General features: G+C 55.6%; 18 protein-coding genes, 2 tRNA genes and 1 pseudogene. 15 read left to right on the forward strand and 6 right to left on the reverse strand.

Annotated features, from left to right (window positions below; all coding sequences use genetic code 11):
* Nucleotides 1–255, forward strand: a pseudogene (locus HMPREF2890_RS08220) (ISAs1 family transposase); the annotation flags it as partial.
* A 479-nt stretch (nucleotides 256–734) separates the two neighbouring features.
* Nucleotides 735–808: transfer RNA gene (locus HMPREF2890_RS08225), tRNA-Met, on the forward strand.
* A 52-nt stretch (nucleotides 809–860) separates the two neighbouring features.
* Here the strand turns inward: HMPREF2890_RS08225 and HMPREF2890_RS08230 are convergent.
* Genes HMPREF2890_RS08230 through HMPREF2890_RS08240 form a run of 3 tightly spaced genes read right to left on the reverse strand, consistent with a single transcriptional unit; the run spans nucleotide 861 to nucleotide 4,021 of the window.
* The gene (locus HMPREF2890_RS08230; protein ID WP_070467512.1) at nucleotides 861–2,114 is read right to left on the reverse strand and encodes an anaerobic sulfatase-maturation protein; all 1,254 of its coding nucleotides are present in this window, start codon (nucleotides 2,112–2,114) and stop codon (nucleotides 861–863) included.
* Nucleotides 2,114–3,499: a DNA repair protein RadA gene (gene radA / locus HMPREF2890_RS08235; protein WP_070467515.1), complete on the reverse strand. Its 1,386-nt coding sequence runs from the start codon at nucleotides 3,497–3,499 to the stop codon at nucleotides 2,114–2,116. The genes HMPREF2890_RS08230 and radA overlap by 1 nt, the downstream gene beginning before the upstream one ends.
* Before the next feature lie 6 nt (nucleotides 3,500–3,505).
* The gene (locus tag HMPREF2890_RS08240; protein WP_070467518.1) at nucleotides 3,506–4,021 is read right to left on the reverse strand and encodes an NAD(P)H-dependent oxidoreductase; all 516 of its coding nucleotides are present in this window, start codon (nucleotides 4,019–4,021) and stop codon (nucleotides 3,506–3,508) included.
* Nucleotides 4,022–4,246: 225 nt separating this feature from the next.
* On the opposite strand from HMPREF2890_RS08240, the gene HMPREF2890_RS08245 reads away from it, so the two are divergent.
* Nucleotides 4,247–4,870: an HAD family hydrolase gene (locus HMPREF2890_RS08245; RefSeq protein ID WP_070467521.1), complete on the forward strand. Its 624-nt coding sequence runs from the start codon at nucleotides 4,247–4,249 to the stop codon at nucleotides 4,868–4,870.
* Here HMPREF2890_RS08245 and feoB read toward each other — a convergent pair.
* Entirely contained in the window at nucleotides 4,863–7,367 is a 2,505-nt protein-coding gene (gene feoB, locus HMPREF2890_RS08250; protein WP_070467524.1) for a ferrous iron transport protein B, read from the reverse strand. The two genes, HMPREF2890_RS08245 and feoB, sit on opposite strands and share 8 nt — an antisense overlap.
* Before the next feature lie 233 nt (nucleotides 7,368–7,600).
* Here feoB and HMPREF2890_RS08255 point away from each other — a divergent pair, with 233 nt between their 5' ends.
* The 5 genes from HMPREF2890_RS08255 (at nucleotide 7,601) to rplI (ending at nucleotide 12,669) form a co-directional block, all read left to right on the forward strand.
* Nucleotides 7,601–9,874: an outer membrane beta-barrel protein gene (locus HMPREF2890_RS08255; RefSeq protein WP_246825378.1), complete on the forward strand. Its 2,274-nt coding sequence runs from the start codon at nucleotides 7,601–7,603 to the stop codon at nucleotides 9,872–9,874.
* A 50-nt stretch (nucleotides 9,875–9,924) separates the two neighbouring features.
* Nucleotides 9,925–11,259, forward strand: coding sequence for a GDSL-type esterase/lipase family protein (locus HMPREF2890_RS08260; RefSeq protein ID WP_070467530.1), 1,335 nt, complete (start codon nucleotides 9,925–9,927; stop codon nucleotides 11,257–11,259).
* A gap of 100 nt (nucleotides 11,260–11,359) precedes the next feature.
* Complete coding sequence (gene rpsF, locus HMPREF2890_RS08265; RefSeq protein ID WP_070467534.1) at nucleotides 11,360–11,740, forward strand: 30S ribosomal protein S6; 381 nt, start codon at nucleotides 11,360–11,362, stop codon at nucleotides 11,738–11,740.
* A 31-nt stretch (nucleotides 11,741–11,771) separates the two neighbouring features.
* Complete coding sequence (gene rpsR, locus HMPREF2890_RS08270) at nucleotides 11,772–12,053, forward strand: 30S ribosomal protein S18 (RefSeq protein WP_018107163.1); 282 nt, start codon at nucleotides 11,772–11,774, stop codon at nucleotides 12,051–12,053.
* Between the two features lie 49 nt (nucleotides 12,054–12,102).
* Nucleotides 12,103–12,669 carry a 50S ribosomal protein L9 gene (rplI, locus tag HMPREF2890_RS08275; protein ID WP_070467537.1) on the forward strand — a complete coding sequence of 189 codons (567 nt, stop codon included), beginning with the start codon at nucleotides 12,103–12,105 and terminating at the stop codon, nucleotides 12,667–12,669.
* A 60-nt stretch (nucleotides 12,670–12,729) separates the two neighbouring features.
* Here rplI and HMPREF2890_RS08280 read toward each other — a convergent pair whose 3' ends face one another.
* Both HMPREF2890_RS08280 and HMPREF2890_RS08285 read right to left on the reverse strand, forming a co-directional pair.
* Nucleotides 12,730–13,515: a hypothetical protein gene (locus HMPREF2890_RS08280; RefSeq protein ID WP_070467540.1), complete on the reverse strand. Its 786-nt coding sequence runs from the start codon at nucleotides 13,513–13,515 to the stop codon at nucleotides 12,730–12,732.
* Nucleotides 13,516–13,532: 17 nt separating this feature from the next.
* Nucleotides 13,533–14,000 carry a hypothetical protein gene (locus HMPREF2890_RS08285; RefSeq protein WP_148130730.1) on the reverse strand — a complete coding sequence of 156 codons (468 nt, stop codon included), beginning with the start codon at nucleotides 13,998–14,000 and terminating at the stop codon, nucleotides 13,533–13,535.
* A gap of 261 nt (nucleotides 14,001–14,261) precedes the next feature.
* On the opposite strand from HMPREF2890_RS08285, the gene dxs reads away from it, so the two are divergent.
* The 7 genes from dxs to HMPREF2890_RS08320 all read left to right on the forward strand — a co-directional run bounded on the left by dxs (nucleotide 14,262) and on the right by HMPREF2890_RS08320 (nucleotide 21,311).
* The gene (gene dxs / locus HMPREF2890_RS08290) at nucleotides 14,262–16,181 is read left to right on the forward strand and encodes a 1-deoxy-D-xylulose-5-phosphate synthase (RefSeq protein WP_070467546.1); all 1,920 of its coding nucleotides are present in this window, start codon (nucleotides 14,262–14,264) and stop codon (nucleotides 16,179–16,181) included.
* Nucleotides 16,182–16,184: 3 nt separating this feature from the next.
* The gene (gene trkA / locus HMPREF2890_RS08295) at nucleotides 16,185–17,531 is read left to right on the forward strand and encodes a Trk system potassium transporter TrkA (protein ID WP_070467549.1); all 1,347 of its coding nucleotides are present in this window, start codon (nucleotides 16,185–16,187) and stop codon (nucleotides 17,529–17,531) included.
* 16 nt (nucleotides 17,532–17,547) lie between these two features.
* Complete coding sequence (locus tag HMPREF2890_RS08300) at nucleotides 17,548–19,053, forward strand: TrkH family potassium uptake protein (RefSeq protein ID WP_083289911.1); 1,506 nt, start codon at nucleotides 17,548–17,550, stop codon at nucleotides 19,051–19,053.
* A 35-nt stretch (nucleotides 19,054–19,088) separates the two neighbouring features.
* Entirely contained in the window at nucleotides 19,089–19,757 is a 669-nt protein-coding gene (pdxH, locus tag HMPREF2890_RS08305) for a pyridoxamine 5'-phosphate oxidase (RefSeq protein ID WP_070467552.1), read from the forward strand.
* Nucleotides 19,758–20,032: 275 nt separating this feature from the next.
* Nucleotides 20,033–20,106: transfer RNA gene (locus HMPREF2890_RS08310), tRNA-Ile, on the forward strand.
* Between the two features lie 321 nt (nucleotides 20,107–20,427).
* The gene (locus tag HMPREF2890_RS08315) at nucleotides 20,428–20,634 is read left to right on the forward strand and encodes a hypothetical protein (protein ID WP_148130731.1); all 207 of its coding nucleotides are present in this window, start codon (nucleotides 20,428–20,430) and stop codon (nucleotides 20,632–20,634) included.
* An 8-nt stretch (nucleotides 20,635–20,642) separates the two neighbouring features.
* Nucleotides 20,643–21,311: a hypothetical protein gene (locus HMPREF2890_RS08320; protein ID WP_148130732.1), complete on the forward strand. Its 669-nt coding sequence runs from the start codon at nucleotides 20,643–20,645 to the stop codon at nucleotides 21,309–21,311.
* Nucleotides 21,312–21,593 lie beyond the last annotated feature (282 nt).

Below are 21,593 nucleotides of genomic sequence, written 5' to 3' on the forward strand. Positions count from 1 at the left end.
CCCGGGAAGGTGTTTGACCTCATAAGGGCTCACTGGTCAATAGAGAATCACCTTCAGCACACACTAGACGTGTTGATGCTTGAGGACCGGCAGCTTAAGATGAAGAATAACGAGGCAAAGAACTTCAATATTATGTCTAAAATAGCTCTCTTCTTTGTCGACAAAATGAAGGAAAAGAGCGGCAAAAGACTCATTACCCAATTCCGAACCAACGCCACTCTGAAGCCCTCCGAGTTGCTATCTATCAAGCTGTGAGCCCATTCCTCAAATGCGTCACCCCTGACCCCAAGCGGTAGGGCAAGACACACAGATCATCGTAATAGCCTGGGAGCGAGACACTCTCCATGCAGACAGAGCCTTAGGCCACATCAGGTCCAGGGATCGTCTGATTCTTAAGGTATATACCCTGCTCCCTCTGAGCGAACTCTAATACCGATATTAGTGACGACTAATATCGGTATTAGAGAATTCTTTTACCGGTATTAGATCAAGCCTCCGGCAGGGGACACGAGGGCAGATGAGAAATGGGGGGCAACAAAGAGGGTCATAGATGACATCGCGAGAGACCGGTAAGGGGCATAGAAAGGTGTGGCGGCTACATAACAGCGGGAGTGTGCTCTACCAACGGGGCAATGGGCTAAAGCGGATTGACCGATGCGTCTGCTTAGAAGAAAGCGTATTTAGGGCTTGCCAGGCAGGCAAAATTTCGTACCTTTGCGACCACAAACAAGGATGGCGAGGTAGCTCAGCTGGTTAGAGCGCAGGATTCATAATCCTGAGGTCATGGGATCGTGCCCCATTCTCGCTACTGTCAACGACAAAGAGCTCAGACGGATCACCGCCTGAGCTCTTTTGCTTCTTTACTTATCATCGAAGTGGTGGGGGTCGCAGCGGAGGAGATCCATGATTGCGGCAGGGGGTTGCTCCTGCTCCAGCTGACTCCGCATATAGTCCATATAGGGCGCGACGTGGTCAAAGAACTTGTAAAACCCTCGGCAAAGGTAATTGAGCCCCGGCTCTCCGTACTCGTCCTTGATAAAGCGGTTCTTGGGACACTCGCCCCAGCAGGCAAAGAGGTAGGGACACTCCCGGCACTGCCTCGGCAGCGCATCGTACTTATCTCGCCCAAACCGCTGTTGCCTCGGGCTGTACATCATCTCTATCAGCGTGCTTGAGCGGATATTTCCCAGCTTGTACTGCGGGAAGACGAAGTGATCGCAGCTGTAGACATCCCCATTATACTCCATCACGCCGGCGTGACCGCAGTACTTCGCCATCGTGCAGACGCCCGGCTGGACGCCCATCCAATTGGCGAGCGTGGCATCAAAGATCTGTATGAAGTACTCCCCCACTCCGTCCCTCACCCAGACATCAAAGAGACCGCAGAGGAAGTCGCCCCACTGCTCCGGGCTGACGGAGAAGGAGGACAACCGACTCTCTTCGTCAGGCTCCCCGACAGTCGCCAAGCGACCATTCGCATGGTACCTCTCCACGATGGGGGCAAACTGTATGTAGTGGCAGCCGATGGACTTGAAGAAAGAGTAAAACCCCTCGGGGTCATCGGCATTGAGCGCATTGACGACGGCGAGGATATTGAAGTCCACCCCGTGCCTCTGCAGCAGCCGCACTCCACGCATCACGCGATCAAAGGAGGGCTTGTCGCTCGGGGTGCGCCTTAGAGCATCGTGGTAAGTACGCTCTCCGTCAAGGGATATACCGATGAGGAAGTGGTTAGCCTTGAAGAATCGGCACCACTCATTATTGAGCAGAGTGCCATTGGTCTGAAGCGTATTGATGATGCGGTGCCCTCCGGCATACTTGCGCTGGAGCCGAACCGCCTTTTGATAAAAAGAGAGGGGACGCAAAAGCGCCTCACCCCCGTGCCAGGTAAAGACCACCTCCTCAGTTGACTGGCTACCGATGTACTCTCGCACATACCGCTCCAGCACCTCATCGCTCATCTGCTGGCTCTGAGGTGATGCCACGTCTCGGTAGAGTTCTTTCTTCTCAAGATAATAGCAATAGGTGCAGGCGAGGTTGCAGAGCGACCCGGCCGGCTTCGCCATCACGTAGAGCGGACGAGCGAGAGGATTAGCGATGAGACGACGATCCATTACGACTTAAATAGGTATCTAAAGGCCTCATCCACCCGACTGACCGGCACGACTCTTATGGAGGAGCTCCTGCTCAGATCAAGGCTCTTGGCATTGTCCTGAGGGATGATGATCTGGCGGAAGCCGATCTTCTCCGCTTCAGCGACACGCTGAGTGATACGAGACACAGCGCGCACCTCACCGCTCAGGCCTACCTCACCGGTGACGCAAATCTCTCGACTGATCGGCAGGTCAAGGCTGGAGGAGAGCACGGCAGAGAGGATGGCGAGGTCGATACCCGGGTCGGTGATGTAGAGCCCTCCGGCGATATTGAGGAAGACATCCTTCTGCACAAGCTTAAAATTTGCTCGCTTCTCCAGCACTGCAAGGAGCATGTTCGCACGGCGGAGGTCTGTCCCCGTGGCAGCGTGCTGAGGATAATTGTAGACTGCTGAGGAGACCAATGCCTGAGTCTCCACTAAGAGTGGGCGGATCCCCTCCATGGTCACACCGATGCAGATCCCGCTGAGGCTGTGGTCGCTCCCGGAGAGTAGCATCTCGGAGGGATTGGTCACCTGCCGCAGCCCCTCCTGCTTCATCTCGTAGAGGCCAATCTCAGAGGTGTTTCCGAAGCGATTTTTCAGAGACCTGAGGATCCTATACTGATGGTTTCTGTCGCCCTCAAAGCGGAGGACGGTGTCGACCAAGTGCTCCATGATCTTTGGTCCGGCGATCTCACCATCCTTGGTGATGTGGCCGATGATGATCACAGGGATATTGGTATGCTTCGCAAAAGCCATCAGCGCCGAGGTACACTCCCTCACCTGTGCGAGACTGCCGGGTGCAGAGTCACTGCGGGAGGTTCGCATGGTCTGGATGGAGTCGACGACCAGCAGGTCGGGGCGAGTGGACTGGGCGGTCTCAATGATCATCTCGACGTCCGTCTCCGAGTAGAGGAGGCATCGGGAGATCGCCGAGGCGTCGGTGATACGCTCCGCCCGGATGCGTATCTGCCCCATACTCTCCTCCCCGCTGACGTAGAGCGTGGTGATGTCGGGATTGCGTAGCACGCTCTGCAGGACAAGGGTACTCTTGCCGATGCCCGGCTCACCACCCATCAGGACGAGGGACCCCTTGACGAGCCCCCCGCCGAGGACGCGATTGAGCTCACCATCACGCATGTCCATACGCGGAGCGCTCTCGGGCGACACCTCACAGAGCGGTACCGGCCGGTGTCCTCCCTCCGTGCGATCACTTCGGATCTTCACCCCCGGGAGATCATCCCGGACGCGAAACTCCTTGAGACTATCCCACTCCCCACAGGAGGGACAGCGCCCCAGCCACTTGGGGAAGTCCTCGCCGCAGTTGCTGCAGACGTAGACCACCTTATCCTTACTTCCGCTCATCGCTCGTCACTCAGCGCAGAATTGCTTGTAGTACTCGACGCTCTCCGGGAGCCGCTCAGTGACGTCCTCGGCATCAGCGCTAAAGAAGGAGAATATGCGACCAAACTTTGCTCCCGCATAGTCAATGCTGCTGATGATGGGGAGAAAGAGCCCCTGCAGCCCGCCCTCTCCGTACACCTCCTCCGAGGGGACACCGGCAGAGGTGGCGAGGTCAATCAGCTTTCCATCGAGCGTGCCCTCTCCACCGGCTGCCGATCCGGCGCCCCACACCTGGTCGATCCAGCACTTCATCACCCCGGGGACAGACATCCAGTAGAGAGGAAACTGCAGGATCACCCGATCCGCCTCACGGAGCAGCTTCTTCTCCGCCTCCACGTCAAAGGTCATGCCCGACCCACAAGCATCAGCGAGGCAGTGGATCGTAAGGTCGGGATCATTCATCGCTCTCAGACCCTCGACCCAGCCCTTTGACACGGTAGACTCCTCCAGACGGGGATGTCCCACAACAACTAATGTCTTCATAAGAAAAAAATGTTTCGCTTGGTTCCTTTGAGACAAATGTAGCCATTTAAGGGGAGACAAAGTCGGGCACAGGGATGGAATTCCAGTCCCGTAGGGGTGGAACTACAATCCCATATGCTTGGAACTCCAGTCCCACAGGCTTGGAACTCTTGTCCCGAGGAAGGAGACTCCGGGCAGTTCGCCATTTTTGTCTATCATTGCACTCAGAACAAATGAAAGAGAAAGATGATCAAGAACGTATTAGTTGATGTAGGAGGGGTACTGATAGACCTCCACAGATCAGTAGCTGTCGATCGACTGAGAGAGCTGGGAGTAACGGATGCAGACGAGATGCTGGACGCCTACCGCCAGACCGGTGTCTTCCTCGACTACGAGAGCGGGCGGATCGGCACGGAGGACTTTGCGCACCATCTCTCCGAGACCTACCACAGAGAGATCACCATAGAGCAGCTCCGGTGGGCCCTTCTGGGCTTCCTCAAGCGCGTCTGTGAGGAAAAGCTCACCTTCCTCGAGGAGGAGATCGCGCCACACTATCGTGTACTGGCGCTCTCCAATACCAATCCTCTGCTGTATGACTACTTCGAGAGCAAGGACTTCATATCCTCCGGCAGACCGCTGTCGGACTTCTTTGAGTGCGTCTTCACCTCCTACACTATGGGAATGTGCAAGCCGGAGCGGGAGATCTTCCTAAGGGTCCTCGAGGAGGGCAATCTGCTACCTGAGGAGACACTCTTCCTTGATGACGGACCCGCCAACACCTCCATGGCTCGATCCCTCGGCATGGTCGCCTACACCTGCAGGAATGAGGAGGACTGGAGGGATCCGATCCGCCGCCTGCTGGTCAGATAAGTAGCCCCGTCAGCAGATAGGCAATCCAGGAGAGCAGCCAGGCGACACCCGTCGCATAGACTGCATCAAAAACCGCCCACTTATAGGAGCCGGTTTCCCTCCCCACAGCGACGAATGTAGCGATACAGGGGAAGTAAAGCAGGACGAAGACAAGGAAAGCGACCACCGTAGGGATAGTCAGCACCGGGCTCCCATCCGGATAGGTAGACAGACGGAGCCGCTCCGAGAGGGACGAGGTGTCCTCCTCATCCCCCACATAAAGCACCCCGAGCGTACTCACCACCACCTCTTTGGCAGCCACACCGGTTAGCGTTGACACAGAGAGTCGCCAATCAAAGTGCTGAGGGGCAAAGACGGGCGAGACAGCTCTCCCCAGCCGTCCGATATAGGACTGCTCCTGCGAGATGACCCGCAGCTGTCGCTCCGGCGTGAGCGTTTCAAAGCTTGCCGCCTCCTCCGTCCCTACCCGATCCTTATAGGAGGCCACCAGTTCCTTTCCCTCGGGGGTCTCCAAGCTGTCTACGAGGGGGAAATAGCCAAGTGCCCAGATGATGACCGTCGCAGCGAGGATCGTGGTTGCCATTTTCTGCAGATACTGTCGCGCCCGCTCCCAGGTATGGATCACGATGGTCTTCGCCGCCGGCACCCGATAGGGCGGCATCTCCATGACATAGGGGGTCTCATCGTCCATGGGGAGGATCTTTGAGAAAAGCAGCGACGACAACACCCCGACCAAGATCCCCAGGAGGTAAATGGCAAAGAGTGCCACCCCCGCATGCCGGGGGAAGAAGGTCCCCACCAGCAGGAGATAGACCGGGAGCCGTGCGCTACAGCTCATAAAGGGCGTCACCAAGATCGTGATCAGGCGAGACTTTGGGCTCTCGATCGTGCGTGCTCCCATAATCGCCGGTACACTGCACCCAAAGCCCATAAGCATCGGCACAAAGCTCTTGCCGTGCAGCCCTATCATCGCCATAAGGCGATCCATGATAAAGGCGGCCCTGGCGAGATAGCCCGTGTCCTCCATCAGGCTGATGCAGAGGTAGAGTATGAGGATGTTGGGTAGGAAAACCAGCACGCCCCCTACTCCGCCTATCACACCATCTACCAGTAGCGACCTGAGGGGACCCTCGCTCATCGTCCGCTCCAGCAGACTACCAAGCCACCCCATACCACTCTCTATCCAGTCCATAGGGTACTGACCGAGGGTGAAGGTGAGCTCAAAGGTGAGAAACATCAGGAGCAGGAAGATCGGGAACCCCCAAGCGCGATGAGTCACTATGTCATCGATCCGCTTATCAGTCCGAGTGGACCGCCCCTCACTCCGCCGTATATAGATCCCGTCAAGTATCGTCCGGATGTGCCTGTATCGGGTGTCGATCAGCTGCTGCTCAAGCACGCCTTCGCCCTCTCCCGACCCGGTATGACTCTCGACGATCCTGTCCACCTGCTCCAGCACACGGCTGCCGGCGGGGTCACGACGAGCCACATAGCCCCTGAGCGTCTGGTCCTGCTCCAGCAACTTAATGGCGAGGAAGTCCGGACGGAGCCAGGCACTCTCATCACCGAGAGAGGTCTCCGACTCGATGAGCCGGGTCACCTCCTCTATGGACTGACGGAGCGACCCCTCATACTTCACGCTCGGCCCGGTGGGTCGATGAGCAGCGTCAAGTCGCTCCCGGTGTAGACGAGCCACAGTAGCAAAGAGCTCCCTCAGCCCCTCACCGGTCCGACCGATGGTCGGGATCACCGGCATACCGAGCCGTCTCGATAGCGCCTTGACATCAAGCCTTGTGCCGCTCTCCCTCAGCTCGTCGTACATATTCAGCGCCACAACAGTCGGCACGCCCGCCTCCATGAGCTGAATCGTCATGTATAGGTTTCGCTCCAGATTGGATCCGTCAACGACATTGACGATCACATCAGGCGGGGTCTCACTCTCAAAGAGCTGATGGGTCACAAACTTCTCCTCCGGCCCGTAGGAGGAGAGGGAGTAAGTCCCCGGCAGATCGACTAAGTGGAAGAGTGTATCCCCCTGACGGTAGTCCGCCACGGCAGCCGCCACAGTCACGCCCGCATAGTTGCTCACCTGCTCGTGAGAGCCACTGGCGGCATTGAAGAGCGAGGTCTTGCCACAATTTGGATTGCCGACAAAAGCGACCGTCACCTCACTGGCCACCGGACCATTTGTCTTGGGGAGACTTTTTTCCACAAGAGGTGGGGGCGTACCGACTAAGTGATCAGGAGAGACAGCTTCGGGCTCAGCCTTGGGCCCTACGGGTGACACCTCGATCGTCTCCGCCTCAGACCGGCGCAAGGTGAGTCGGTACCCAAGGATGCTGTACTCGACCGGATCGAGGAGAGGCGCATTGCGTATCACCTGCACCTCAGCTCCGGGGACAAACCCCATCTCCAGCAACCGCTTCCGAAAGGTCCTCGGAGCTGTATGATAGACGATGGTGCCGGTCTCTCCCGTGTGGAGCTGTGTAAGTCTCATGACGCTTATTATCCTCTAATCTCTTCTGAGTTGCAAATGTGCCTAAAGATAGTGGGGATCTAAATACCCACTTCTGAGTATTTTCCGGCTCCCTCATCCGCTGTCAAGAACTCTTTTTTCTTGCAGGGGGGGATTATGTATATCTTTGAGGCGAAAACCTTTTTTTCCTATTTCCCTTTCATCACGATATCGGTGTTATGAACGCTTGTACCAAAACCTTGCTGTCACTACTTATGACACTACTGACAGGCCTGACCTGTCTCGCTACCGACTACCGCACGCTGCTGAGAGATAAGAGCACAGGCGAAGCGGTCGCCGGTGCGACAGCCCTCCTTATGGCGCCCGACTCGACGACCATTGCGGTGGTGGTCTCGGATGCCGAGGGGGCGGTGAGGCTCTCCGGTGAGGGGGCGAGCTGTCTCCGCATCTCGCACCTGATGTACCACCCGCTGATGGTCGACCTGGTCGGGACGACGCTCCCGGACACCCTTCGCTTGGAGCCGCGGAGTGAGCTGCTGGAGGGGCTGGTGGTGAGTGCCGAGCGACCCGTGATGAAGCTGCTGGAGGGGGGCATATCGAGCTACGACGTGGAGCTGCTCTTCGAGAAGAGTCCCGTCTCCACCGCCTACGAGATGCTCTGCCGCCTGCCGGGGATGCGGGAGGAGAGCGGCGTGCCGGTACTCACCGGGGTGTCGGGCTTTACCTTAGTGATGAATGGGAAGCCCTCGTCTCTGCCACAGGATCAGCTGCTGGAGCAGCTCAAGTCCATACCGGTGTCACTGGTGGCGAGTGCGGAGATCTCCTACACACCGATCGCTCGATATAGGGCTAAGGGGGCGTCTGTTAATATTGTGCTCAAGCACCAGTCCCGAGAGCGTATCACCTCCGGGCTCTCAGCCCAGCTCTTTGGGACCTATACCTCTCAGTACTACAGCCGATATGCTGCCGGGGGAAGTGCCTTATACACCTCTCCGAGCGGACTCTCCGTCTCAGGGAGGTATCGTGCCGGTCTCGGCGACGAGATCTCCGATCAGTCGGTGGTGACCGGTCCTCTTGGTTCCCTACCGGAGATAAGGACTCGCAATGTCGGGAAGAGTTCCTTCACAACCCATACACTCTCCCTTGACCTGGGGTACCGGAAGGGGCGGCACGACCTGTCGACGACTTACTACGGCACATTCTCCCCTAATAATCACTTTACCGAAAGGGATATTGAGCGCCCTCATCCGATAGAGCAGGAGCAAGAGTCCCAGAGGCAGACACACCACCTCAGCGTGGAGTATGGCTACGACGGACACCTGATGGTCGGCGCCTTCTATACGGACTACCACCACAGCCAGTCTGTCACCTACGGTACCGGACTGGACGCAACGCCGAGTGAGGCCTTCGCCTTCGACAACGGACAGCGCTCTCGGGTCGTGGGTGCGCATGTGGACAATAGCCACTGGCTGGGAGGCGGCTGGGGGATCGAGTACGGGAGCAAGTTCTCCCTCTCCCACACCGCCAATCGTCAGCAGTACTGGGTCGTCGCCGGAGAGACGCAGACGACTGCCCCGACTGAGCGGGTGAGCCGGGAGCTGCTGGCGGACATATACCTGGGGGTCAAGAAGCAGCTCACCTCCGCGCTCTCCATTGATGCGACTCTCATCGGGGACTATGCCCGATACTACGGTCATGAGGAGACCTTCCGACTGATGCCTCAGGCCTCCCTCCTCTACAGGATCTCTCAGACGGATATGCTGCAACTCTCCTTTAACTCTCAGAAGAAGTACCCCGCCTACTTTGAGCGCGAGCCCTTCTCTACTCAGCGAAGTGCCCTCCAGGTGTGGCAGGGTAATCCCGATATCAGACCCTTCGTCACCTACAATGCGCAGGCGGTCTATGTGCTGAGGGGGAAGTACCAGTTCGTCATCAGCGATAACTACGCCCCTCACTGCTTCATCCAGCAGATGTATCTCGATCCGGAGCTGGAGAAGATCGTCTACAAGACCTGGAACTGGCACTACTACAATAACCTCAGCCTGACGGCGGTTGCGCCTCTTCCCAAGACTGATTGGTGGCAGGGACGGCTGGTGCTGGATGTCGGCTCCACGTGGATCAAGCTTGATGTGCCTTTTGTCGGGACCGTAGATCGCCGACGCACTTATCTATTTGGCTCTCTCTCCAATGACTTTGTGCTCAGCGAGCGTAACGGACTCACCGCCGGACTTGACTTATCCTATATCACGGGGAGCATGCAGGGGATCTATGACATCTCTGATCTGGCTAATCTGAGTGCGAGGATGAAGTGGGTCAGCCGGGACAAGAAGTGGAGCGTGACGGTACGGGGCAACGATCTCCTGGAGAAGGGATCGCCGAGGGTCAGGGCGAACCAAGGGGTGCAGCAGTTTGACTTTGTCCCCAGTCGACACGGGCGCAACTTCAGTCTGGACATCCGCTACACCTTTGGCAACTACAAGAGCGTGAAGAGCCCGTCGCTGCTGGACACCAGCCGCTTCGGTATGTAGTCCTGGTTTTAGGTACCTTGTGGGTCTCAACGATAGACACCTATTTATATATGAGTACCTACTTTAGATCCATACTCTTTGTCTCGCTCCTCATCCTGCTGTCGACCCCGGTCGTGCGGGCGCAGCAGTGGATGGACCCTGCCGATGCCGATCCCTGCCCGGTGCAGAGACGGCTGACGACCGACGCCGGTCTCTATGAGCGAGCAGGGAAGGGAAGCGGCTCCGATGGGCTACTGGTCGAGTTTTACACCACTTCGCCGACGATCCGCGTCCGGATCACCGCCGACGGGGCGATCTCATCGGGGGTAGACCTCTACGCCACCGACTGCGACGGAGTGATGCGCCCCTGTCGGGAGACTATGGTGGCGGGGGATCTCATTACTTTCGACAAGCCGGAGACGAAGAGTACCCATAAGTACGGCGACCGCTGTCGGCTCTATCTGCCCCTCGGGGTGACGGTCACCTCACTGCAGGTGGGCGTGGACGAGGGTGCCTACTTCGACTGGCTACCCGACCGGGAGGAGCGACCGATCTTGGTCTGCCTGCCGGCGGAGCGGGGCGTGAGCTCGTCGGAGACCCGTGCGGCTCGACTGGATCGTGAGCTGGACATCCCGGTGATCGCTGTCCCAGAGGACATTTCCAAGGAGGAGATGATGAAGTCCCGCCCCCGCCTAATCCTTACGGGAGAAGCGAAAGATCTTGCCTCGGAAGCGAGAGAGGCTCTGGGGCTACCGACGAAGTGGGTCTGTCAGCCGGTGACGCAGTCGAGGGACAGAGCGTCCTACGTCTGGGAGCAACGGCATAACGAGGTGATCCTCCGCAATCGGACAGCCAAGCCCAGCGTACTGGTGCTGGGCAACTCTATCATGCACTACTGGTCCGGACTGCCGGCATCGCAGCACCACCGCGGGGATGACTCCTGGAGCAAGCTCTTCGGGGATCGCGTGGTGACCAATATGGGCTTCGGCTGGGATCGGATAGAGAACCTGAATTGGCGCCTCACCCACGGGGAGCTCGACGACTGCGACCCGGAGGTGATCCTCCTCGCCATCGGCACCAACAACCTCTCCAGCGGAGACGACAACCGGCACATCGCCCTCGGCATCGCTGAGATAGCAACCCTTATCCGGCGTATGAAGCCAAAGGCTCGGCTCTATGTCCTCGGGGTGCTGCCCCGGAAGGATATGATGCCTCGGATCCGCCCGCTCAATATGCTGACCGAGTCGCTCATCAGCGTCATCCCCGGAGCCACCTTCATCGACGTCTCCGAGGGGCTGACTGAGGACGGCAAGCTCATCAATGCCCTCTTCCGCGACGGCCTGCATCCCAATGCCGACGGCTACCGCATCCTCGGCGACAACATCGCCCGCCAGGTAGATCTCTGATCCACTCTAAGCCGTTGGGGTATTGGAATTGAGGGGATAAAGGGGTACCTTTGCACCCGAATTATTCATTTATTCACTCACAACTAATAAGGTTACAGAGATGAACCATTACGAAACCGTTTTCATTTTAACTCCCATTTTGTCTGCCGACCAGACAAAGGAAACGGTAGATAAGTTCGCCAATCTGATCACCGACAACGGTGGTGTCGTGGTGAACCGTGAGGAGTGGGGTCAGCGCAAGCTCGCCTACCCGATCCACAAGCTATCTACCGGTAATTACTTCCTCCTCGAGTTTGACGCAGAGCCTGACTTTGTCGATACACTCGAGATCAACTTCCGCCGCGATGACCATGTCATCCGTTTCCTGACCTTCAAGCAGGATCGCTTTGCTCACGAGTACGCTGAGAAGCGTCGTCGCAACCACAAGGAGACTACCCCTGCTGCTACTGAGACCCCCGCTGAGGAGGCACAGGCAGAGTAAAGATCCGGTAACCCAAGCAAACTGACATATCATGGCAAAGAAGACATACAACAAGGGCAGAGCCAAGATGCGCTACCTCACCCAGCTGACTCGCGACAAGCAGAAGTACTGTCGCTTCAAGAAGGCCGGCATCAACTACATCGACTACAAGGACCCTGAGTACCTCAAGAGATTCCTCAACGAGCAGGGTAAGATCCTTCCCCGTCGCATCACCGGCAACTCGCTGAAGTTTCAGCGCCGCGTCGCTCAGGCGGTCAAGCGTGCTCGTCACCTTGCCCTCCTCCCCTACGTTACCGACCTGATGGAGAGGTAATCCGGGAGTCAGACAATCATTTTTCAAGAATACTAAAAGGAGACAGAATATGAAACTTATTTTGAAAGAGGATGTCCGTAACCTCGGCTTCAAGAACGAGATCGTAGACGTGAAGCCCGGATATGGTCGCAACTTTCTAATCCCTAAGGGTATGGCTGTGCTCGCTACCGAGAGCGCACTCCGTATACACGAGGAGAACCTCCGCCAGCAGGCTGGTAAGCTCGAGGCCTTCAAGGCTGAGGCGCAGAAGCATGCCGACAAGCTGAGCGGTGCCAAGGTGGAGATCTCCGCCAAGACCTCCTCTACCGGCAGCCTCTACGGCTCCATCACCACCACGATGGTGGCTGACGAGCTGGAGGCTCAGGGCTATGAGATCAATCGCAAGATGATCGAGATGCCCGGCATCAAGGAGATCGGTCAGTACGTCGCCAAGATCCGCTTCCACAAGGATATCGCCGTTGAGGTGCCTGTCATCGTCACCAGCGAGAATCCTGAGGATCTCGAGCTCCCTAAGGAGGAGGAGAAGCCGGCTGAGGAGCCTGTTGCTGCTTCCCAGGAGGAGCAGGAGGGCGAGGATGCTGCTGCTGAGAGCAACGAGGCAGAGTCTGCTGAGTAATCCCTTAGCACTTACCCATTAGTACAAAAGGGCGTGTCGGTTAGCCGGCACGCCCCTTTTTTATTCTCGGGGGAAGAGTATAGGCTCTTCTCCATTAGGGTCAGACAGGTATTTCTCAATGGGAAAGTCTGAGAGACGCATCCCAGTGTCGGCATCAACCATAAAGATGCTGTTTCCGTCGGAGACCAGGGCAAATTCCTTATCAGGACTTCCTATCGAAAGAACTCTGTACTCTGGATAATCCCTCTCAAAAGACTCGAGCAAGTCAAAGCACTCCTTGAATGAGTCGTGGTACTTGGAAGCATAGTCTTTGTACTCGCCCAACTCATCTCCGAAGATACTCATGGAATACTCATGGACTATCGCATCCTCCTCATCCTTACCGTATCTTAGCCAAGTCTCAAAGTCACTATCTACATCTCCCACCAGACATCTCCAGGTGTGGTAATCATCACTAATCCATCCCTCTGAAAAGCCCAGTATTCTTGCTGCATTGAAACAATTGTAGCGTGCTCCGATATAAGGATTTCCATTCCGATCCACATCTCCAGGATATGGCCAAAAATAGAAGCCGTATCGATCTCCGGTAGAAACCTCCCAGTACCCTTTGTTCAGGTAGTATGTCGCTGATATCAGAGGAATGGTAAAGCTATACTCCGGTCCCTCAAACTCATCCCACTCAGGTGAGTCTGAGTTGTAAATAGTTATCTCAGTCACAAACTCTCTCCTACCCCCAAAGAATGCCGTAACTCTATTAAGAGCATCCTTGAAGAAGGCAAGGGCATACTCATTATCCATTATGTCCTTGCAGTCGTTAGGTAGGATAAGGCTAAGGTTGACTCCCATAGTTCTGATACGCTTGACTATTTTTTGATCTCTAAATCGTCCGGATAGTCTCTGAGTGACGGCTGTATGTCAAACTCTACCCTATAATCCCCTCTTATGGAGTGGGGCATCATTTTTTGATCATCCATTTCTCCATATCTCTCTTTGACCATCTCAATCCCGTCAAGTAGACTTTTCTTCACCTCTCTGATGGTCCTCCCGTACCCATAGGCTCCTACATCCTCGGGGCTATACGTGTAAGACCAGAAAACATCTGTTCCTGGCTCAATGTAGGCACTGATTACGATGCGGTGGTCTGGTCCGATGGCGTCGGCAATTGCGTCCTCATCGGCTCTGAGAGCGGGTTTTACTGAGCCATCCAGTCCCGCACTCTCCATCAGTTTAACCCTAGTCCCGAGTGGAATCTCAGAGTCAGGTACATCGGGTATAGCTAGTACAATACCCCCTTTTTCAAATAGGCTTATTTCTTGGTGGTCTCGCTCCATAACGTCTAACTTGATAGTGACTCGGTAAATGTACTTATTTTTCTCACCCGAAAGCGCCGGAACACTCAGCCACACACTCACATTTGTTAACAATAGTAGCTACTATGGGTTGTCATCTGCGGGGGTGGAGACTGCAGCAGAGCACATAAGGCTGGAGGTCGATCCGAGAAGCTTGTCATGGCAGCCCACACACTTCTCTACCACAGAGAAAAGGGAAAGGGGCAAAATGGGTATATTTGCGGTAAGAATAACGTTACGGCTATGTGTGCTAAGAAAGACAACTGCTACTCTCTCCTCAGACATATCGACACTCCTGCGGATCTCAAGCGACTTGATCGCTCACAGCTTCCTCAGCTCTGCCGTGAGATCCGTCTCTACCTGACGGAGGTGCTGAGCCAGACTCCGGGACACTTCGGTGCCAGCATGGGAGCCGTGGAGATCGCCGTGGCTGTCCACTACGTCTACGATGCACCGGAGGACAAGGTGATCTGGGACGTCGGGCACCAAGCCTATGCACACAAGCTACTGACCGGCAGGAGGGAGGCATTCCCCACCCTACGTCAGTGGGGCGGGATCAGTGGCTTCCTCCACCCGGGGGAGAGCATCTACGATGCCTTTATCTCCGGCCATGCGTCCAACTCTATCTCCGCTGCCGTCGGCTATGCTGCCGGCAGCAAGCTGGACCACAAGGACAATCATATCATCGCTGTGATCGGCGATGGTGCTCTCTCAGGAGGACTCGCTTTTGAGGGACTGAACAATGTCTCCGAGCGACACAATAACGTCCTCGTCATCCTCAATGACAACCACATCTCTATCGACCCGGCAACGGGTGGACTGAGCCGGTACTTGGTCAAGTTTATCACTAGCCCGGAGTACAATAAGCTCCGCAACATAGGGGCAAAGGGGCTCTCAAAGCTCAATCTGCTCACCGACTCAAGGAAGCGAAACCTTCAGCGCTTCAATAATAGCATCAAGGCACTGATGACCGATGAGGGAAACTTCTTCGAGGACTTCAGTATGCGCTACTTCGGTCCCATTGATGGCAATGACATCGAGACCTTTGTCTCTGTGCTGGAAGCGATCAAGGACTTTGAGGGCCCTAAGCTGCTCCATGTCAAGACGGTCAAGGGGAAGGGCTACAAGCCAGCTGAGGATAGCTCCGTCCTCTGGCACGCCCCGGGACGCTTTGATCTCCGCACCGGGGAGCTGGCAAAGAAGGATAAGAAAAATGGAGCACCGGAGAAGTTTCAGGAGGTCTTTGGGAAAACCCTGGTCGACCTTGCCGACCTCGATAATCGGGTCGTGGGCATCACTCCCGCTATGATCTCGGGTAGCTCAATGGGCTATATGCTCAGTAAGTACCCCGACAGAGTTTTCGATGTCGGTATCGCTGAGGGGCACGCAGTCACATTCTCCGCCGGTCTTGCACTTGAGGGACAGATCCCCTTCTGCAACGTTTACTCCACCTTCCTCCAGCGAGCAGTGGACGAAGTGATCCACGACGTGGCGGAGCAGAGAGCTCCCGTGATCCTCTGCGTCGATCGGGCCGGGCTTGTCGGCAATGACGGCATGACCCATCAGGGTCTCTATGATCTCGCCTACCTGCGCGCCATCCCCGGTCTGACACTGATGTCCCCCCTCGATGAGTGGGAGCTGCGCATGATGATGTACACCGCCTATAAGCACAGGGATGAGGGTCCCTTCGTCATCCGCTACCCCCGCGGGGAGGGGAGCAATGGCAACTGGCGCACGCCGCTGGAGGAGCTGCCGATCGGCAAGAGTGACGAGCTGGCTGTGGGGGATCATCTGGTGATCGTCACCTATGGTCCCGTAGGCGCTGTAGCTAAGCGTGTCGTAGAGCGTCTGAGGGAGGAGAGGGAGCAATTGATAGGGCTGATCAACCTACGCTTTCTCAAGCCCCTTGACACCGAGATGCTGGATGAGCTCCCCAAGCGGTATCGTCAGATCCTCACCATTGAGGACGCAGCTCTCGCAGGAGGAATGGGGAGTACCCTCCTTGAGTACTATGCCGACCATGGGGTGACGATCCCGATCCACCGTCTCGGAGTCGGAGATGAGTACATCCGCCATGGCGATGTATCGATACAGCGTGCCTATGTAGGCATCGATGAGGAGGGGATAATGGCTGAGGTGGAGAGCCTCCTGGATAGAGTATAAGCGATGAGAGTATTTATAGTTGGAGCCGGAGAGACCGGCACCCACCTGGCCAAGCTGATCAGTCAGCAGGAGCATCACGACGTGATCTTGATGGATGAGGATCCGGAGAAGGTAGACTTTGCCTACGACAACTCGCTCGAGATCATGCCCATCGTGGGTAACCCCACCTCCATCCGCCAGCTCAAGCATGCCGGCGTGGAGGGGGTTGACCTCTTCGTTGCGGTGACTCCCTCCGAGAGCGCCAATATCCTCACCTGCATGATCGCTCATCGGATGGGGGTCAAGAAGACCCTCGCCCGAGTAAGCAACTACGACTACTTTCTCCCCGAGTACCTTCCCTACATCAATGGTCTCGGTGTTGATGAGATGGTATACCCGGAGGCACTGGCAGCCCAGGAGATCTACAATGGCCTCCGCCTGCCTTGGACACGCCAGTACTGGCGACTCTTTGGCGGGCGGCTCCACCTATGCGCCTCTCGCATCACCAAGCACTCCCCTATGCTGGGGAAGCGGCTCATGGAGCTGTCGGACCTCGACGAGAAGCACTTCCACATCATCTCGATTGTCCGCGGTCGGGAGAGCTTTGTCCCGAGAGGAAATGACACTCTGGAGGCCAATGACATCGTCTACGTCGCCTGCAATACTCAGAATCTGGACACCGTGCGTGAGTATTGCGGTCAGCCTAAGGTGGATGTCCGTAAGGTGATCATCATGGGGGGCAGCCACATTGCGCTCCGCACGTCTGAGCTACTGCCGCATGACATGAGCGTGAAGATCATCGAGCGGGACCTGGATAAGTGCCGGGAGATCTCTGAGCTAACCAACGACAACACCCTGGTCATCCATGGTGATGCAGCCGACTCCGACCTCCTGATCTCGGAGGGGATCCGAAATACACAGGCATTCCTTGCGCTCACCGGCAGCTCCGAGATCAATATGATCGCAACGATGAACGCCAAGCACCTCGGCATCCCCCGCACCGTAGCAGAGATCGAGAATGTCGACTACCTCGACATCGCAAGTCAGCTCGGCATCGGCAACATCGTGAATAAGAAGATCATCGCTGCCAGCAAGATCATCCGCCACCTCCACCGAATAGATATATCGGATGCCAAGACGATGGCGATAGGCCATGGCGACGTGCTGGAGATCGTCATCACAGAGGGTAGCAGCATCACAAAAGCACCCATCAAGGACCTAAAGATCCCCCGCAGCATCACTCTCGGAGGCTTCCTCAGAGATGGGGAGGTCTATCTCGTGGAGGGGCACACAATCCTGAAGCCGGGAGATACCGTCCTCGTCTTCAATATCAATGCCAGCGACACTGAGCTGGATGATCTCTTTAAGTAATGTGCCGAGCTGAGCCATGCTAAGGGAAGACTTTTTCATAGATGACTACCGGCCGACGAAGCGGCTCCTCAACTTCCGCTTTGTCCTCCGGACGATGGGCGAGCTCTGTATGGTGCTCTTCCCCTTCCTCGTCATCGCCCTCTTTATCTCCCTCTACTATCCGCACGATACCGGGACAAAACCTCTTGCCATCACTGCCGGTGTCGATGCGGCTGTGGGAGCACTGCTAATCCTTCTTGGCAGAGATCAGGGGAATACCAACATAGGCTCTCGTGAGGGAGTCATGACGGTAACGATCAGCTGGTTCTTAGTCTCTCTCATCGGTATGCTTCCATATCTGCTGGGTAGCTACATCACCTCTGCGTCGGCGGCATTCTTTGAGGCTATGTCCGGCTTTACCACCACGGGAGCTACAGTCATCAGCCGGGTGGAGGACGTCCCGAGGAGCATCCTCTTCTGGCGAGCATCGACGCAGTGGCTCGGCGGACTGGGTATCATCGCCTTCCTAGTGGCACTCATACCGATGTCAGGGCAGCGGGCTACGACGATCTTCAATAGCGAAGCGACCGGGGTAACGCACCAGAAGTTTGACCCCCATATCGGGACTATGGCGAAGTGGCTCATCGTCATCTATGTGAGCTTCACGATCCTCTGCATCCTGCTCTTTGGCATCGGTCCCATGAGCTGGTACGATGCGGTCTGCCACACCTTCTCGTGCGTATCGACAGGGGGCTTCAGTACCCACTCCGAGTCGATCGGCTTCTTCCACTCCACCTATATTGAGCTGGTGGCGATCACCTTTATGCTACTCGGAGCGACGCAGTTCTCGCTGATCTACTTCGCGATCGTTAAGCGACAGCCGAAGCGACTCTTTCAGGACAGCGAGCTCCGCTGGTTTCTCTCCTTAGTGCTCATCATGACGACCATTGGTGCCATATGGCTCTGGTACTCGGGTTACTTTGATGCCGCAGAGGCGTTTCTTAAGAGTCTCTTTGCCATCGCCAGCTTAGGGACCACCACTGGTTTCTTCTCCGGCGACTACTCCGTCTGGGGGAGCTTCTTTGCCCTGATCGTGATAGCTTCCATGTTTGTCGCCGGCTGCTCAGGGTCCACCTCGGGTGGTTTGAAAGTGGTCCGCTTCGAGGTGTTGGCAAAGAACCTCAGTAAGGAGCTGGTCCGGCGCGTCCACCCCAATGTCGTCTCCACGATACGAATGGGCAACACCCCCATCACAGACAAGGTGGTGGTGCAGGTCACCTCATTCTTCTTCGCCTATTCAGCCCTCGCCATCATTGCGACCGGTGTGATCACCGCTGAGGGATACAATCTGACCGACTCCTTCTCCAGCGCTGTCTCCTGCATCTCCAATTCCGGGGGCGGACTGGGTGTCTTCGGGCCGCATGGCGGCTTCTCATCGCTAAGCGGCGTGACGCAGGTATTCCTCTCGTTGCTTATGGTGATGGGTCGTCTGGAGATCTTCACCGTACTCTCACTCTTTCACCCCAGCTACTGGCGGAGTTAAGAGCCTATCCCAATCTTACATAATATCCTAATACAATGACAGATACCTATCATAAGAGCGAAGAGATGAATCTCGAGGACATCCGGCGCGACTACAGCGTTGGCTCACTCTCTCACAGCGACATGACGGAGGACCCACTTGACAAGTGTCGTGAGTGGCTTGAGGATGCCCTTAGGCTCAATGTGATCGAGCCGACAGCCCTGATCGTCAGCACGGCTACTCTCGACGGTCAGCCCTGTACCCGCACGGTGCTGCTGAAGGAGATCTCCGAGGAGGGCAAGTTTATCTTCTACTCCAATTACGAGAGCCGCAAGGGGCACCAGATCGACCTCAACCCCAAGGTGAGCCTCACCCTCCTCTGGCACCAGCTTCAGCGCCAGATCCACATCGAGGGCATCTGTCAGCATGTCGCCCCGGAGGTGTCGGACGCCTACTTTGCCAAGCGTCCCTACAAGAGTCAGGTCGGTGCTCGGATCTCGCCTCAGAGCCACCCGATCCCCAATCGGATGTTCATCGTGACAGAGTTTGCCAAGGAGGCGCTCAAGGTGGGAGTAAAGGTGCCTCGCCCCGAGAGCTGGGGAGGCTTTGAGGTGACGCCTCACCGGATCGAGTTTTGGCAGGGACGTCCCAGCCGTCTGCATGACCGCTTCCTCTACCTCCTACAGGAGGATGGCAACTGGTCCCTTACGCGAATTGCTCCGTAAGGATTGAGACAATAAAAAATAACTTGCGAATCAAGCAAAATAGGCTTACATTTGCAGTGTGTTTTTCATAGTATTAGATTTTAGGTTAATATTAGGACGCAGAGCTGTCGAGAGACAGTTTTCTCCTAAGCCCCTTTAGGGCGACAACACAAGCCCCCTTGCAGACCTATGTCTGCGAGGGGGTTTTTGATGTCAGAAGGGCAGCGGAAGTGAGCGAAAAAAATCGTACCTTTGCGCTAATATCGGGGGTCTCACGGATCTGACACAGCGATATTGGTCCTATAGCTCAGTTGGTTAGAGCACCTGACTCATAATCAGGGAGTCCACGGTTCAAGCCCGTGTGGGACCACAGAGAGGAGAATGGTTGTAAGTTGCTATACATCAGCGGTTACAGACCATTCTCCTCTTTTTTTTCGCAGATATAGGATCTCCATAGACCGCAAGAAAGGCATCAAGAGTGTAGCCTACTCGATCAACATTACCACATTACCCCGCAAATATCGCGCAAAATCCGCCTACTGTGATAAGAGCATGTTGCACTTAACATTTTATCAAAAAAAACTATGCAGATCTTGCGAGATTTCCTATCTTTACTTGTGAGTTTTAAGGGCTTTAGGTGATGAGATTAGTCTCGACCCAATAACAACAACCGGTGATATGGTCGTACAAAATGGAAGCTATTTCCATATTAGAGATCCTCACTGATGACGGACAACGTATGACGAAGCAACTTACTTACGTCTCCACGGATGAGGACGGAGATAAGCACTACAATTGCATCTTGGCCAACTCGGATCTGGAAGGAAAGGCAACTAGTAAAGTGCTTGGGGACCCTATCCGACAGCTCTCCATTGCCAAGGCAATACGTACTGACTAAAGTAACATATGATAAAGAGAATACTTACAGCCACATCCATCCTCCTGCTCGTATGCAGTTGTTCAAGTGGCAATGCTGACACCTTATCTGATAGCTGGAGAGATCAGCAGAGGCTGCCTGCAGACGTAACCGAGGTATGTGAGCAGACCTTGATCAGCCTACCCGACACTGACCTTGACGGCCAACACTATGATGTATGCTTTACGCTGGATGACATCGGTCGGGTGGTGGATGAGATAAGCATTGACACCGATTTTAGTATGTCCTCTAAGACCTACATATATCAGGGCGACAACGTAATGCCTGATAGCTGTGTTGTCGAGGATGGTAATGGCGTGGAGGAGCGTTGTGCGGTCCCGAGAGGGCAACAGATACAGCAGGACGCTGATGACTACTCTATAGCGTGGACATACGACGATAAGGGCAGGGTAACGCAGTCCCGCTATACGTATAAGGCGACCGGTAAGGTGACGATGCAGCTCGACAGCGAGTATAACGACCGAGGGGAGGTGATCCGAGAGACCGAGACCTCATACGGAGAGACTACCATCTGGACGTATGTATACAGCTACGCACCTGACGGGGACTACTGGATCACCCGCCAAAAGTATGAGAGCCGTCAAGATGGCCCGAGGGAGCTCCGAGAGACCACCACACGCACCCTAAAGCGCAAGTGACTGCGCAATTTTTGCGCAACGGATATGCCGAAAACATCGTAAACACCACCTATTCAGCGGCTTATAAGCTCTCTTTTCCTGACTCATAATCGGGAGTCCACGGTTCAAGCCCGTGTGGGACCACAGAGAGGAGAATGGTTGTAAGTTGCTATACATCAGCGGTTACAGACCATTCTCCTCTTTTTTTTGCAGATATAGGATCTCTATAGACCGCAAGAGATGCATCAAAAGGGTAGCCTACTCGATCAATATTACCACATTACCCCGCAAATATCGCGCAAA

Source organism: Porphyromonas sp. HMSC065F10 (genome assembly GCF_001808555.1).
GTDB lineage: Bacteria > Bacteroidota > Bacteroidia > Bacteroidales > Porphyromonadaceae > Porphyromonas_A.